Below are 14065 nucleotides of genomic sequence, written 5' to 3'. Positions count from 1 at the left end.
GTTACCAAGCATTTAAAAGCACCTGACCTCTGAGAATTATCAGAAGCAAAAAAAGCTACTTTCATCTTACTCTCCGAATTCTTCGCTAACTGCTTGCAAAGCACTAGCAATAACTTGATCCATATTGTAATACTTATATTGACCAAGACGACCACCGAAAATCACCTTAGCATTTTCATTAGCAGCTAATTCTTTATATTTAGTGTACAAGTTATTATTCTTCTCATCATTGATTGGATAGTACGGCTCATCGCCACGCTTCCATTTAGCTGGATACTCACGAGTAATAATTGATCTGTTAGGATCACCCTTGCCAAACTCAAAATGCTTGTGCTCAATCAAACGCGTATATGGCGTTTCAGCATCAGTATAATTGATTACCGCGTTTCCTTGATAGTTACCAACGTTAACCTCCTCAGTTTCAAAACGCAGTGATCGATATTCGAGTTCCCCTAACTTATAATCAAAGAATTCATCGATGGGACCAGTGTAAACAATCCTGTCAAAGCTCTTCAAGTATTCGCTTTTGTTTTTAAAGAAGTTCTTACCTGTTTCAACTTTGATATTATTATCCTTCATCATATTTTCAATCATCTTTGTATAACCACCTTTGGGAATTCCCTGATAGTCATCACTAAAATAATTATTATCATAAATTAAGCGCACCGGAACACGCTTAATAATGAACGGAGGTAATTCTGTCGCTTTTCGTCCCCATTGCTTTTCAGTGTAACCTTTAATCAACCTTTCGTAGATATCACGACCGATCAATGAAATAGCTTGTTCTTCAAGATTCTGAGGTTCCTTACCAAACATTTCTGCGCGCTGCTCATTTATTTTTTCCATTGCTTCTTGTGGGGTTCGAATACCCCACATTTCTGTAAAGGTATTCATATTAAATGGTAAGTTGTATATCTTCCCTTTATAATTTGCAACAGGAGAATTAGTGTAGCGGTTAAAATCAGCAAATTTTTGTACATAGTCCCATACTTCTTTGTTAGAGGTATGGAAAATATGAGCACCATACTGGTGGACTTGGATGCCATCTACTTCCTTAGTATAGGCGTTCCCACCAATGTGGTCACGTTTGTCAATAACTTTAACCTGATTCCCGCGAATAGCTGCTTCATGGGCAAAAACTGCACCAAAAAGACCTGCACCAACTACTAAATAATTTGGCATTTTTGCACTCCTAACGTTTTTTTAAAATTCTAAATTTCTTTACAATAACCACTTATTTACAAATAGAATTTCTGCTAAAAATATTAGCTTGAATACTCTTAACTAACATTAAGAGTATTCCTAAGCGAAATAATACTTGGAACGATTAACATGATAAAAGGATTATTTCTAATATCTACTAATTGCGGATCTGTCACACTATGCAGAGCTAATACAAATAATGCAATAAGCAAAAAGTAATTTTCGCTTGTTATTGCTTGCTTACTAACTTTATTTAAGAGCCAACATATACTTACCAATGCAATTATGCCACCAGTAAAAAGAATATATATATATGATGAGTCAAGATAAAAATAATTGCGACCAGTTTGATTAAATACTATTTTTTGTCCGAATATGGTTATTCTATAGTTGCTAAACGCTAACGCATTTAGGCCGAGTCTGTAATTTAAGGCCAAGTTTGCTTCTTTCATTATGCTCAAATTTGGATGAGAGTTATAAAATAATTGAAAAATAATAGTAAAAGCACATACTATTGAAAAAATATGAGTAGCAAGTTTCTGTACCACCCTATTCTTTAAAATTATTGATCTTACTGTGTTACTTTTACCGATAAGATCTAATATCAACGCCAAGTTTACGGTTAGATAAACAGCTGTAGTATTAGTTTTCAAATTAAACCAATAATTTATTGCAAAAAGAGTCAATAATTCCCACGCTTTTATGTTTTTATCTTTAATAACTATAAAAGCCATAATTGCACCAAAAAGCATATTTGGTCCAAACGTTGTCCAATTGAATCCTAAATATTCCCTTGTTTCTCCAGTTAAAATATTATGATAAACTATGTTCTGCAATATTCCTATCTTACAAAGAAAAATTATTAGAAAAATCGCACAAAACATAGATAAACAATACCTTCTCAAGATTTCTTTCTGATTATATCTATGTGTAACAAAGCTAAACGGAATCATTAAATAGAAACCGTTATCCCATCCATCTTTAAGGACTAAATACGATATAATCAAAAACATTCCAATCCATATTGATATTGCTACTTTCTTTATTTTTACCTTTTTAAGTACTTCCATAAGTACTGCCAAAAAAGATAGTGAAAATAAAGTAGTCATTATTATCGTTTTCACCGTCGGATATTGAATTGAAATTTCAGATTGAACAATTGCGTATAGAAAAACACATATCATGTATATATCTATTGATTTTATTGTTTTCACTCTCGGAGCTACAGCTGCTTCCATTTTTCTCCACTAATTCTTTACACTAAGTAGCTAATTAAATCGTTTCTTCTCACTTTTTAATATTGATTTCAATTTAGTATCCAATACAAAATATATTGGTAACTCTCTAACCTCTGAATTATATTCATTGTGCTTTAGCCAGACGTCCTCCAGTCTTTCTGACATAAACCCATACATACGTTGCTGATACTTACTTCTATCAGACAAGTCAGTTTCTTTTTCTAACTTGAATAAAATGTTAAACAGCCACTCACAATATTCATCAAAGATTGCCTTAGGCAAAACCATCATATTCAATCCATGCTGATCTCTACCGTTCATCACTTGATTAAAATCTGCCACATATTCAGGTTGCTCTTTAGCAATAATATTTGCCACATTATCTAAATCTTTACCAACGTGCCTTTCTCGATAAATATCACCTACAGACATGTGCCATTTTGTAATTGAGGGTAGGACTATTTTGCCTTTTTCTAGATACCCTTCAATTTTTTCTTTTGGGCATACCTTAGGAACCAATGCATTAGGATCCATAAAAAAGCGGCGATAGTGCTCAATAGAAATATACTTAGATGAACTATCATTTTTCCAGATCCAATACATAGCAGTCAATTCACAATAATATGGATTTTTCTCTGAGATGTTGTCACCAGTATTATCTCGTAGATAATCATGTATGTTGTCGCCATTTCCTACAAATATAGGCGTCCTACCTTCTGGTATAAAATCAACTGGTTTATGAGTTACCATATACATAGTTAAGTTATTTGAATTCATCGGATATCAAACCTCGGCGCATAATCACTTTAAATATTTTTTAAATAAAAATTTTGCAAGTAAGTGGCAATATTTTGGATATCATAACCACTTTCACGAACCTTGTTTGCGTATTTGAGACTTCTCGAAATACACTGCTTTTCCTTAATCATATGTTCAACCCATAGATTATCACTTGTCAATGATAATCTAGTAACTAAATCCACAACGTCTTTACGAGTACAGCCATTCAGGTCATTAAACTTAACCAACAGTCTGTCCCAATTAATTCTTTTGATTCTTCTATGCCACTTAGCCATAACTTCTTCTTCACTATGATAGTGTAGAAAGAAAATTTCTACATCTTTCAATTTGCCAACTGGATAATTTCCATAACGTTTATCCACAGAAACTTGACTATACCATTTTGAAGCTTTTGGATCAATAAAAGTTAACTCACTGTCCAAATATTCCTTCAAATCTTTCAAAAACTTGATATAGTCATCAGCCATAATGAACAGGCCGACTGTTGGAGATTCCTTCGGGAGATCATAACTTTCATACAACATTCCTCCCCAACAATTATTTGAAATTATCGTAAATTTCGTATCTATTAAATTTTGTTTGCGTTTAGCAGCAAACTTTTCTCTTCGGAACTTAAGAACCTTTAATCTCAATCCTTCATAAGTAGGCATACTGTACTCCTTTTTATTTCAGATATTTTTCAGTAGGCTACATGCACGCCAATGCTGACAATTTTTCAGTCAAACTTTGCCACCAGCTTTGTTTTGATGAATCCAAATAGCACCTCATTTTTGGGATTTTCTTGCTCTATATTTCATTGCCCATGGTATTAATCTAGGAAACAGCATCATTACTGTTGCTCGCAACCTATCTTGTTTACCTACAGGTGCATGAAATGCGGCTAATGCTTTAGCATGCACTACATGTTTACATTTCCTGTAATTGTCTGGATATTCTTTTTCAGCACCAGCTAAAGTCATCACATCATAAACATCAGAATAGGTACGCCAGTATGCATAATCCCATGCTTTACGCAATTCCTTAGAATTTCTTGGGTCTTGATCTAAATGTTCCTTCATCAAGTCAATAGCCTTTAACCCGTTAACCCATTTATCCATAGAAAATTTAGTGGTTGCACTAGTAGGATTATCCCGACGATAAAAATAAATTTTTTTATTGGATTCAACTACTTTCCCTGCCTTCATAAACGAGTCAAAATTAAAGTTAAATCCCTCACCAATATACAACTCCGTATTGAATTTTATTTTATTCTTCTTCAAAAATGAACTGGAAAACATTTTGCTGTAAACGCCTATTGGAATTTGGTAAGAAAGGATTCCAACAGCTGCATCTGTTCCTGAGACAATGCGTTCGGTTACTTTGTCTACTTGTTTCCCATCAAATGTACCAAACATACGAGTTGTTAGCGAGATATCAGCATTATTTTTTACGATTAAGTCAAGCAAGTATTCCACATATTCTGGAGTCAGCTTGTCATCGGCATCTGCGAAGCAAATATACTCACCAGTTGCTAATGCAATCCCAACATTTCTGGTATCACTTACTCCGGTATTTTTCTTATGATGAACCTTAATTCGTTTATCTTTGGATTGGTACTGGTCTAATATCTCAGATGTGCCATCAGTGGATCCATCATCTACAATAATGATTTCTATATTTTTATATGTTTGTTTGATTGCCGAATCCAAACACATAGAAATAAAATCCACGTCATTATATGCCGGAATTACCAATGATACCAATTTGGTTGCGTTGCTCATATATCAAATTCCTTCTCGATCCAAAATCTTTTCGTACGCTTTTTCTAAAAGCTCAACATCGTTTTTTACGTAATAATGCATAATTTCCTTCTGATGATTTTCGTAAAAAGAATTTCTGTCTTCAGGCCTAATGTCCAATAATTTTTGAGCCCAGTGCGCAGGCGTATCTTTTAGTGAACAGAATTCCAAATTATCAGAAAGCTTAACTTCCTCAGTGATAACATCCGATACCAAACATTTTAATCCTGTTATCTGACCTTCTATTAGAGTAACAGGCAGCCCTTCAAATCTAGATGGAAATAAAAATGAGTCCATTGCCATATACAGATCTGAAGGTTTGTTTGTTTCTCCATACAGTATAACTTTATCAGCTGCCGGACTTTCTTTAACCTTCTCCTTAAAATCCTCATAATCAGGGCCATCTCCAACCAAGAGCAATTTACTATCTGGCCTCTTATTCACTACTTCTTCAAAAACCTTTAGAATAAACTCATGGTTTTTTTGGTAGTTAAATCTACCTATATGGCCTACAATGTACTCTTGACTTAATCCCAAATCCTTTCGCACCTTTTCTCTAACTAGCTGATCGAATTTGAAATTTTCTACTTCAACACCATTTGGAATTACAACAAACTTTTTGTTTCCAAAAAGCCATTGTCCTGCTTTTTTTCCACAAGCAAAACCATCAGTATATGACATATTGAAAACTGGCTTCATAAGTTTATGAATTTTCATACTTGTGCTTGTCGTATTATGGCTGTGAGCTATTCGGATTTTAATTCCAGCAATTTTAGCTAAAAATAATTCTAAGCCAATAGACGCATTACTGCCATGGACATGAGCTATATCATATTTTCCTTTGCGAAACGCCTTAAGTAGTCCTAGATAAAAACCTTTTGAATCTTTTTTTCGATGAGGAAGTATTACTACCTTTATCCCCTTTTCATTGCAGATTCTCTGATACTTTGGTGCTACACTTTCACCAACAATAATCGTAATCTTAAAGCGATTTAAATCTAGGTATTGAACGTAGTTCATGATAACTGAACTAATCCCATTAAGTTCGAGGTTTGTTGCAACCATTGCCACGCTTACTACGCTCTTTTTTTTAGAACTATGCATCCATTTGTTCCTTCAAGTATTCTCTAGTTTTTACTCGTTCACTTTTTATGATATTATCAGTCTCTACATAATCAATGGGCTCTTTTAGTGTTGAGCCCAATGTGTTCAAGTTCAAAAGCTTTCTACTATTTAGGTGTAATCTGTCAAGCAAATCAGTTAATTTTTCACTATTACCATATCCACTACTTCTTACCACACTAGCAAACTGTCTATGAGTAATAATGCTCATAATTGTACCATGGAATGTATCAGTCACAACACACTTAGCATGCTCAAAATAAGCAATGACTGTAAACGGGTCGCAATCAATAAATTTATCACAACAATCCTGAACGCCACCAATACAGTAAACTTTCAAGTTATTTGCATCTGCATACGCCCGTATTTTCTGACATTCCGAAGCTGAAAATCTGCCAGAATAGCCATACAAAAGCATATAATCATTCTTTTCGTTTACTTTGCTAGGTATCTTACCACTGTGTTTGAAATCATACATCAAAACAGGATCCAAATTAATTTGCGGTTTTTGTCCTATCAGCTTTTCAACAGTATTTGAACTGTTATTATCTCTAACTGAAATTGAATCGAAAGACTTCAACCAACCCGCTACTTTATCAGCAACACCATACTTTTCCAATTTTTGATAATTGGTATTTCCAAAAGATGCTGCATATGAAATGATTCTATTTGCATTAGAATCTTGTCCAAATAGTTCTGGTGAAAATCCAACATTAGCATTACTTTGCACGCAGTTGAAGACTTCATCGCTTCCTATTATCAATAGATCAAGCTTAGGACTATAATTCATTTCCTCAGAAATTCCAAGGTACGGGTAATAGTTCTTAGCATAATTCTTCTTATACCAAATGAAACGAATCTTTTCTGACAAAGGTGCCTTACCATGAAACGCCTCTAATGCCTTTGAAAGCTTACGCTTAAAGCCTCTTCCACCATCAACAGGAATTAATGTTTTCCCGGGGTGATAATCAACAAATTGAACTTCTGCACCTAATTCCTCCATAATGCTTTTTAACCCATATGCTTGCAAAAAAGAGCCATAGTTCTTAATTCGTTGCATTGAAAGGATTCCTACTCTCATACTATTTTTCCCCCATTAGTTGATCCACAATCTTCTCTAGATTTGCATTGAATTTCTTATTATTGCTACTTTCACCGCTATTTTTAGTCTTAACAATATTATCGTAATTAGCAATTGTAGCAGCTAGATCAGCAATATCATAAATAGGAATGATGTTGTTCATTCTTTCAGCAATCAATTTGGTAAAGTCAACTTGGTGATTATTAACGTGTTCATTGAATTCCAACTGTCTTGGTACTACGATTGGTACTTTACCATACTGAAGAGCTTCAACAAAGCTAGATGGACCACCGTGAGTAATAACAATACGCGCATCTTTAAAAGCTTGCTGCATTTCATCAAAACTCATCATTTTGTGCATCTCACAGTGCTTGGCTTCATAAGTACTGAACCCGTACTGAATAACAACTTTTTCCTTAATTTCACCGCTTGCAACCAGTTCGTCCATCTTCTCAATTAGACGGTTAAAAGGCTGCTCGTGCGTTCCTACTGTAACAAAAATCATACAATCCTCTAGAAAATACTACCAAGGTTAATCGCTTTAGGGTAAACCTTCTTCATTTCTTCCCATTCAACAATAAACTTATCGGTAATCGGGTAGACAAGTTTCCCTGTTACAGTCGGCTTATCATAGCGGTCAAACACTTCAATGTAAACCAATTTTGCACCCATTAATTTCCCAATATAGAAGAACGGCGCCGCAACTGCAGCACCACTGGAAATGATTAGATCAGGTCTTTCTTTCCGAAGCACTTTTATTGCTAGAAAGGTATTCTTGATCAAATTCTTTAAATTACGGTTAGTAGGATAATAGCAGGGATAGAATTGCTCACCTTTAAGCTTGCTTCTAGCATCTTCTTTATCAAAAGTTACCCAGAAACGATCCTTGTTTTGCCAAAACGGCTTTAACATATACAAGTGTGTCAAGTGACCGCCACTTGATCCAACCAAACAAACTTTGATATTTTCTTTAGACATTGCTTGCTTCCTAATAAAAAAGCGAGGTTCTTTAATCCTCGCTAACTCTTACTCTTCATATATCCCGTTCGGGTGGAAGATAACACCGATTGTCTTAAAAATGATCCACAGATCAAAGAAGACGCCACTCCGGTTGATGTACTCAATATCGAGCTGCACCATATCCGCAAAATCAGCCGCATTCCGGCTAGTTGCTTGCCAAAGGCCACTGCATCCCGGCTTAACCAGCAATCTCTGTTTGTCATAGTCGGTATACTGGTCAACCTCATTTGGCAGAGGCGGCCGAGGCCCCACCAGTGACATATTCCCAATCAGCACATTCCAAAGCTGAGGCAGTTCATCCAAGCTGTGCGCTCTGATGAACTTGCCAATCTTAGTGATCCGCGGGTCGTCATGCATCTTAAACATGGCCCCTTCGACTTCATTTTGCTCCAACAGATCCTTCTTCAGCTTCTCAGCATTGACCACCATGGACCGAAACTTGTAAATCCGAAATGGTTTCTCATCTTTGCCAATTCGGATCTGTGAGTAAAAGACTGGTCCGCCGTCTTCGCCATGAATCTTGATCGCCAGCCACAGAAAAAGCGGCGACAACAGAATCAAAGCAACCGCAGAAGCCAGAAAGTCAAAGAGACGCTTGATCCCATGGTAGAGAGGACGGCCCTTGACTTTGGACTGCTTAACATATGCTGGACTACTGCTATATCCCATATCCATTTTTTCCTCTCCTTCATCCAAATTTCTACTTTAAAACAGTCCTAAGAATTTCTTCCGCTTCTTAGGCAATGGCTGCCAATTTAGGTAAACTGGATCGCCATTGATTACCGCTTGCGCATTGTCCAAGTACTTCTGCTTCTTTTCTTCACCAAATTCTTTCGCCAACTTGTCTAGCGCCTCACCCAATTGGTATTGCCGTCTTGGCAAGTCATGAGCATCGCTGGCAAAGAAGGCGCATTGTCCAGCCTTGATAAACTCCCGGCTGCAGTCTTCAATTTCTTTGCCAAACAAGCCGGTGTATGAGCTGGCAGTGATCTGTACCAAAACTCCCATTTCCAAGAATTCCTGCAGCTTCTGCGGATTTGCCAGAATTTCTTTATTCCGCTCTGGATGAACAATGATTGGCGTAATCCCCCTTCTAGTTAGTTCATACACCATATTCTTGGTGTAGTGCGGTACTTCATTGCTTGGCAATTCCAAGAGCATATAGTGACCATCTTCGTCGCAAAAGAGGATGTCATCATTATCAAGGGCTTCAGTTAAGCCACCTGACAATCTGACCTCTTGTCCTGGAAAGACCGTCAGCGGAATACCCGCTTGGTCAATCCGGTCTTGAAACTCTTCCGTCAACTTGATCACATCTTGTTTATGGTTGGTGTAGCGGCCATTCAATGTGTGTGGAGTACACAAGGCGTGGGTTACGCCATCAGCAACCGCGGCTCTAGCGAGATTGAGCGAAACCTCCCAGGACTTCGAGCCATCGTCGATCCCTGGCAAGATGTGACAGTGTAAATCAACTACCGGCATGAGCTACTTCTTTCTGCCGAAGAGGCCCTTCTTCTCCTCTTCTTCACCGTAGCCATAGCCGTAACCGTATCCATAACCATATCCATAGCCGTCATCCCCATCGGCATCAACATCGTTCATAACATAACCCAAGATTGGTGAGTTAGTCAGCTTAAGCAACTCAACTGCCCGCTTAACCGCTGACTTCTGTGACTTAGCCTGCCGCACAACCAAGATCGTTCCGTCCAAAGAACTAGTCAGTTGCTGGGTTTCAGCCGCGTCCAAAATTGGCGCCAAGTCAAGCACAACCATGTCGTATTCTTGCTTCAGGTCTTCAATCAAATCCAACATGTGCTTGGAAGACAGAAGTTCTGAAGGGTTCGGCGGGATCGGACCTGCCGTCAAAATTGACAGATTCTCTACGCCACTTTCCCGAATCACACTGTTTGCGTCCATTTCCTTTGCCCGGCTAGTCAACAGAGTCGTCAAGCCGTTGCTATTAGATACATTGAAAGTGGAGTGCAAGGTTGGCCGGCGCAAGTCCGCGTCGATCAAGATCGTCTTCTTGCCAGCTTGTGCCATGGTAATAGCTACATTAGCGCTGACCGTTGACTTGCCGGCGCTAGCCATAGCTGAAGTAAAGGCAATCGTCTTTACTTCCTTATCAACGTTCATGAAGTTGATGTTGGTCCGGATGTTTCTGAACTGTTCTGAAATGACACTTTGCGGGTTAGCCAGAGTAATCAGCTTGGCCCCGTTCTTCATCGTTTCGTTGTCTAAATGCTTCTTTCTACCGAATGCCATGCTAACCTCCTAAACCCGTCTTCTGGAACTGCCGCGCTTTTCAGCCGTATTAGCCGTAAAGGTCCAGTCCTTCGGCATCGTGATGCTTGAAATCTCACCCAAGTTGGTCAAACCAAGTTCGTTAGTCATAAATGAATCTTCCCGAACAGTCGTGTCTGACAAGTCCTTGATGATGATGATCAACAAGCTGATTACCAAACCGGCCAAAACACCAACCATAGTAATCATCTTTACCTTTGGGTATGACTTAGTCCCCTTAGAAGCTTCCGCAACGATAGTCACGTTGTTAACGTCCATGATCTTTGGAATCTGTTCTTTGAATTCCTTGGCAACCGCATTGGCAATTGCCTGTGACTTGGCTGGAGTTTCAGCCGTGGCTGACAAGGTGAAGACCTGAGAAGAAGTCGTAGTGGTTACTGAAACCGCACTGGACAATTCACTGGCTGAAACTGAGTAGCTCTTGCTTTCACGCTTGTAAACCGCTGGCTTGGCCTTAACAGCCTTCTTAACCAGGGTTCTAGTCCCATCATCATTGGTCTTGTAGACGGCCTTCTTGGCTGGAGTAGCCTTCTTAACCAGGGTTACTGGGTTGGCCAGGTACTTGGAGGCACCCTTTAAAATGACGTTACTAGTGATAATGTCCTTGTAAGTGGTAACGGCATTAACGTCAGCTTGTTGGTTGGCATAAGCCTGGTTGGCATCTGTTGACTTACGGTTGACCAGGAGCTGAGTGCTGGCTGTGTACTTTGGCACCAGAACATATTCTGAAACCCCATAAGCGATCAAGCCCAGACCAATCATCCAAATCAAGATGCTGATGATGTGCTTTCTGATTAAGATGAAGAGCCTGCGCAGGTCAATGGTTACTTCTTCATTATTCTGTTGTTCAGCGCTCACTAGTTGTCCTCCTTATAAACGTTGACATTCTTAATTCCTAAAGTTTGCCGGATGTTGTTGGAAATCCGCTGTCTTTCCTTGGTAGACATGATTTCAACTTCCATGTTGCCAAATCTTTGATTGTTGACGCTGCTGCTCGTCCCTTGAGCGTAGTCTGACTTAACATTGTCAGTCGCGCCTTGGTAATTCATGGCCAACTTGATCATATCGTTCAGACTCAAGTCGGTCTGCAGGCTGTCACCCAATGACTGCATGAATGAGCTGTTCAAGATAGTCTTGTAGGACACGCTCTTCTTAATCGCAGCCATCATCACCAGACGCTCACGCTCCTGGCGGCCGTAGTCTTGCCGCGGGTCACCGTGGCGGAGCTGAACGAAAGCCAAAGCCTTCTTGCCGGAGATGTGGTATGCTTGCCCCTTCTTAAAGGAGTAGCCCATATTGTCAAAGGTCAATGGGGAGATGACATCCACCCCGCCCATCTTGGTAATGATCTTCATGGTGCTTTCCCAGTTGACCAGGACATAACCATCAATTGGCACGCTGTAGTACTTGTCCAAGGTCTTGATTGACTCGCTGACCCCGCCCAAAGAGTAGGCACTGTTCAGCTTGATCGGTGAAACCTCCGGGTAGTCCGGCAGGTTGACCTTAGAGTCCCGGGCAATAGTGGTTACCCGCGTCTGTTTCTTGCTTGGGTTGACCGTAATAAACATCATCAAGTCAGTCAAACCGTGATATTTCTTCACGCTCCGGCCTTCAGCCCCGGTGTCAGTCCCCAGAATTAAGAGGTTGACTGGCTTCTTGGCATCCAAGATCTTGTCTAAGCTAGACCGGTTCTTGTTTGACTTGGTGTTCTTCGAGACCGGCGTGTACATCGTCGTCGCTGCATCCCTGGCATTCTTATAAGCATAACCAGCTACTAATAATATTGCAAGTAGCAGCACTCCAACAATCCCCGCGATCCAGCGGCCGATATGGCGCTTGCGGCGGCGGTGATGGTGGTGATGATGATGATGAACATGCTGTTGATCAGGTTCCGTCATAATACTCTTTTCTTACTCTCCTTACATTCCATACCCATTTTTTATCTCTATCTTTTCAAGAAATTAATTATTCTTGTAGGATAAGCTTCGCTACTAAACCAAGCACAATCCATGATATTGTCCTATTATACATCACATCTCGTTCACAAAAAAGGTCTAAACCGTTTCCAATCTATTTCCATGAATCAAATTTTCTTAACATTTATCTTGTTGATCAGTCTCTGCCTAAATTTAGGCAAATTCAGCGATTTTTCTTGTCAGCTTCTTTACAATAGATAGTAAATAGATGGACAAATTCTAAGTCTTGCAATATAGAAAGGAAGCTATAGATGATCGACAATCAAAATCATACAGTCAAGGCCTATTTGGCCGGAGTCAACCTTGACGATCCCAACTTTGACTACTCCATGACCGAACTGGCCAATTTAGCAGAGGCCAATAATTTCACCGTCGTTGGCTCTAGCCAGCAGAAGGCGGAAAACATCGTCGCCTCCAGCTACCTGGGCAAGGGCAAGGTGGCGGAAATCAAAGACCTGGCCCAGGGACTCGGGGCCTCCGTCCTCATCGTCAACGATGAACTGACCCCAGTCCAGATCCGCAACCTGGAACACATGACCAAACTCCGCGTCATCGACCGGACCGAACTAATCTTGGAAATTTTCTCTTCCCGGGCCCGAACCAAACAAGCCAAGCTGCAGGTCCAATTGGCGCGCCTGCAGTATGAACTGCCCCGCCTCCACCCTTCTGAGAACAGCCTCGACCAGCAACGCGGCAGCGGCGGTTCCACCGGCGGGGGCTTCGCCAACCGCGGGGCCGGGGAATCCAAACTGGAAATGAACCGGAGAACCATCGGCAAGCAGATCTCCGCTATCAAGCATGAATTAAAGGAAATCTCGGGCCAGGAGGAAATCAAGGCCGCCCGCCGCAACCAAAGCCACCTGCCTAAGGTTGCCCTGGTCGGCTACACCAACGCCGGCAAGTCCACCACCATGAATGGCCTGCTCAAGGCCTTCGGGGCTGGCAATGAAGACAAGCAGGTCATGGCCAAGGACATGCTCTTTGCGACCCTGGACACGTCGGTGCGCCGGATCGACCTGGACGGCTTCTCCTTTATCTTGTCCGACACAGTCGGCTTCGTCTCCAAGCTCCCTCACAAGCTGGTCGACTCCTTCAAAGCGACCCTGCAGGAAGCCAAAGACGCTGATCTCTTGATCAATGTCGTTGACGCCGCTGACCCGAACATGAACCAGATGATCAAGACTACCCTAGAAGTCTTAGACGAAATCGGGGTCAAGGACCTGCCAATGATCACCGCCTACAACAAGGCTGACCTGACAGACCGGAACTACCCGCAGATTGAAGGGGGCGACCTTCTTTACAGCGCGGTTAACCCAGCCTCAATCCAGGCCCTGGCCAAATTGATCACGACCCGCCTCTTCAGCAATTACCAGATCACTGACCTCCGCCTGCCACTGACAGCTGGTAAAGACCTAGCCTACCTGCACCAGCACTCCCGGGTCTTAAAGGAAGACTACCAAGCTGACGGAATCGAAGTTTCCGCCCGCCTGTCACCCCAAGACCGGGCCCGTTTTTCCGCTTACCAAATCTAGACCGCATAAA

At 40.5% G+C, this 14065-nt stretch carries 15 protein-coding genes; 1 reads left to right on the top strand and 14 read right to left on the bottom strand.

Going from position 1 to position 14065, the window contains the following annotated elements:
- Positions 1–66: 66 nt before the first annotated feature.
- The 14 genes from glf to ACI32D_RS01810 all read right to left on the bottom strand — a co-directional run bounded on the left by glf (position 67) and on the right by ACI32D_RS01810 (position 12445).
- The gene (gene glf / locus ACI32D_RS01875) at positions 67–1182 is read right to left on the bottom strand and encodes a UDP-galactopyranose mutase (RefSeq protein WP_439774963.1); all 1116 of its coding nucleotides are present in this window, start codon (positions 1180–1182) and stop codon (positions 67–69) included.
- Positions 1183–1280: 98 nt separating this feature from the next.
- Entirely contained in the window at positions 1281–2441 is a 1161-nt protein-coding gene (locus ACI32D_RS01870; RefSeq protein WP_439774962.1) for a hypothetical protein, read from the bottom strand.
- A 30-nt stretch (positions 2442–2471) separates the two neighbouring features.
- Complete coding sequence (locus ACI32D_RS01865; protein ID WP_439774961.1) at positions 2472–3218, bottom strand: DUF4422 domain-containing protein; 747 nt, start codon at positions 3216–3218, stop codon at positions 2472–2474.
- 29 nt (positions 3219–3247) lie between these two features.
- Complete coding sequence (locus tag ACI32D_RS01860) at positions 3248–3892, bottom strand: DUF1919 domain-containing protein (RefSeq protein WP_439774960.1); 645 nt, start codon at positions 3890–3892, stop codon at positions 3248–3250.
- 114 nt (positions 3893–4006) lie between these two features.
- Entirely contained in the window at positions 4007–5002 is a 996-nt protein-coding gene (locus ACI32D_RS01855; RefSeq protein ID WP_439774959.1) for a glycosyltransferase family 2 protein, read from the bottom strand.
- Positions 5003–5005: 3 nt separating this feature from the next.
- Entirely contained in the window at positions 5006–6085 is a 1080-nt protein-coding gene (locus ACI32D_RS01850) for a glycosyltransferase family 1 protein (RefSeq protein ID WP_439774967.1), read from the bottom strand.
- A gap of 31 nt (positions 6086–6116) precedes the next feature.
- The gene (locus ACI32D_RS01845; protein WP_439774958.1) at positions 6117–7223 is read right to left on the bottom strand and encodes a polysaccharide pyruvyl transferase family protein; all 1107 of its coding nucleotides are present in this window, start codon (positions 7221–7223) and stop codon (positions 6117–6119) included.
- A 1-nt stretch (position 7224) separates the two neighbouring features.
- On the bottom strand, positions 7225–7728 hold the full coding sequence (locus ACI32D_RS01840) for a glycosyltransferase (RefSeq protein WP_439774957.1): 504 nt from the start codon (positions 7726–7728) through the stop codon (positions 7225–7227).
- 8 nt (positions 7729–7736) lie between these two features.
- The gene (gene pssD / locus ACI32D_RS01835) at positions 7737–8186 is read right to left on the bottom strand and encodes a PssD/Cps14F family polysaccharide biosynthesis glycosyltransferase (protein WP_439774966.1); all 450 of its coding nucleotides are present in this window, start codon (positions 8184–8186) and stop codon (positions 7737–7739) included.
- A gap of 63 nt (positions 8187–8249) precedes the next feature.
- On the bottom strand, positions 8250–8918 hold the full coding sequence (locus tag ACI32D_RS01830) for a sugar transferase (protein ID WP_439774956.1): 669 nt from the start codon (positions 8916–8918) through the stop codon (positions 8250–8252).
- A 30-nt stretch (positions 8919–8948) separates the two neighbouring features.
- Positions 8949–9725, bottom strand: coding sequence for a tyrosine-protein phosphatase (locus ACI32D_RS01825; RefSeq protein WP_439774955.1), 777 nt, complete (start codon positions 9723–9725; stop codon positions 8949–8951).
- A gap of 3 nt (positions 9726–9728) precedes the next feature.
- Entirely contained in the window at positions 9729–10508 is a 780-nt protein-coding gene (locus ACI32D_RS01820; protein ID WP_439774954.1) for a CpsD/CapB family tyrosine-protein kinase, read from the bottom strand.
- A 9-nt stretch (positions 10509–10517) separates the two neighbouring features.
- On the bottom strand, positions 10518–11405 hold the full coding sequence (locus ACI32D_RS01815) for a YveK family protein (RefSeq protein WP_439774953.1): 888 nt from the start codon (positions 11403–11405) through the stop codon (positions 10518–10520).
- Positions 11405–12445, bottom strand: coding sequence for an LCP family protein (locus ACI32D_RS01810; protein ID WP_439774952.1), 1041 nt, complete (start codon positions 12443–12445; stop codon positions 11405–11407). The genes ACI32D_RS01815 and ACI32D_RS01810 overlap by 1 nt, the downstream gene beginning before the upstream one ends.
- Before the next feature lie 329 nt (positions 12446–12774).
- Here ACI32D_RS01810 and hflX point away from each other — a divergent pair, with 329 nt between their 5' ends.
- Positions 12775–14055, top strand: a complete 1281-nt coding sequence (gene hflX / locus ACI32D_RS01805; RefSeq protein WP_439774951.1) for a GTPase HflX — start codon at positions 12775–12777, stop codon at positions 14053–14055.
- Positions 14056–14065 lie beyond the last annotated feature (10 nt).

It is taken from the genome of Lactobacillus sp. (genome assembly GCF_051873315.1).
GTDB lineage: Bacteria > Bacillota > Bacilli > Lactobacillales > Lactobacillaceae > Lactobacillus.
Note: the sequence above shows the minus strand (reverse complement) of the source record. Positions and strands in the feature narration are given on the sequence as shown.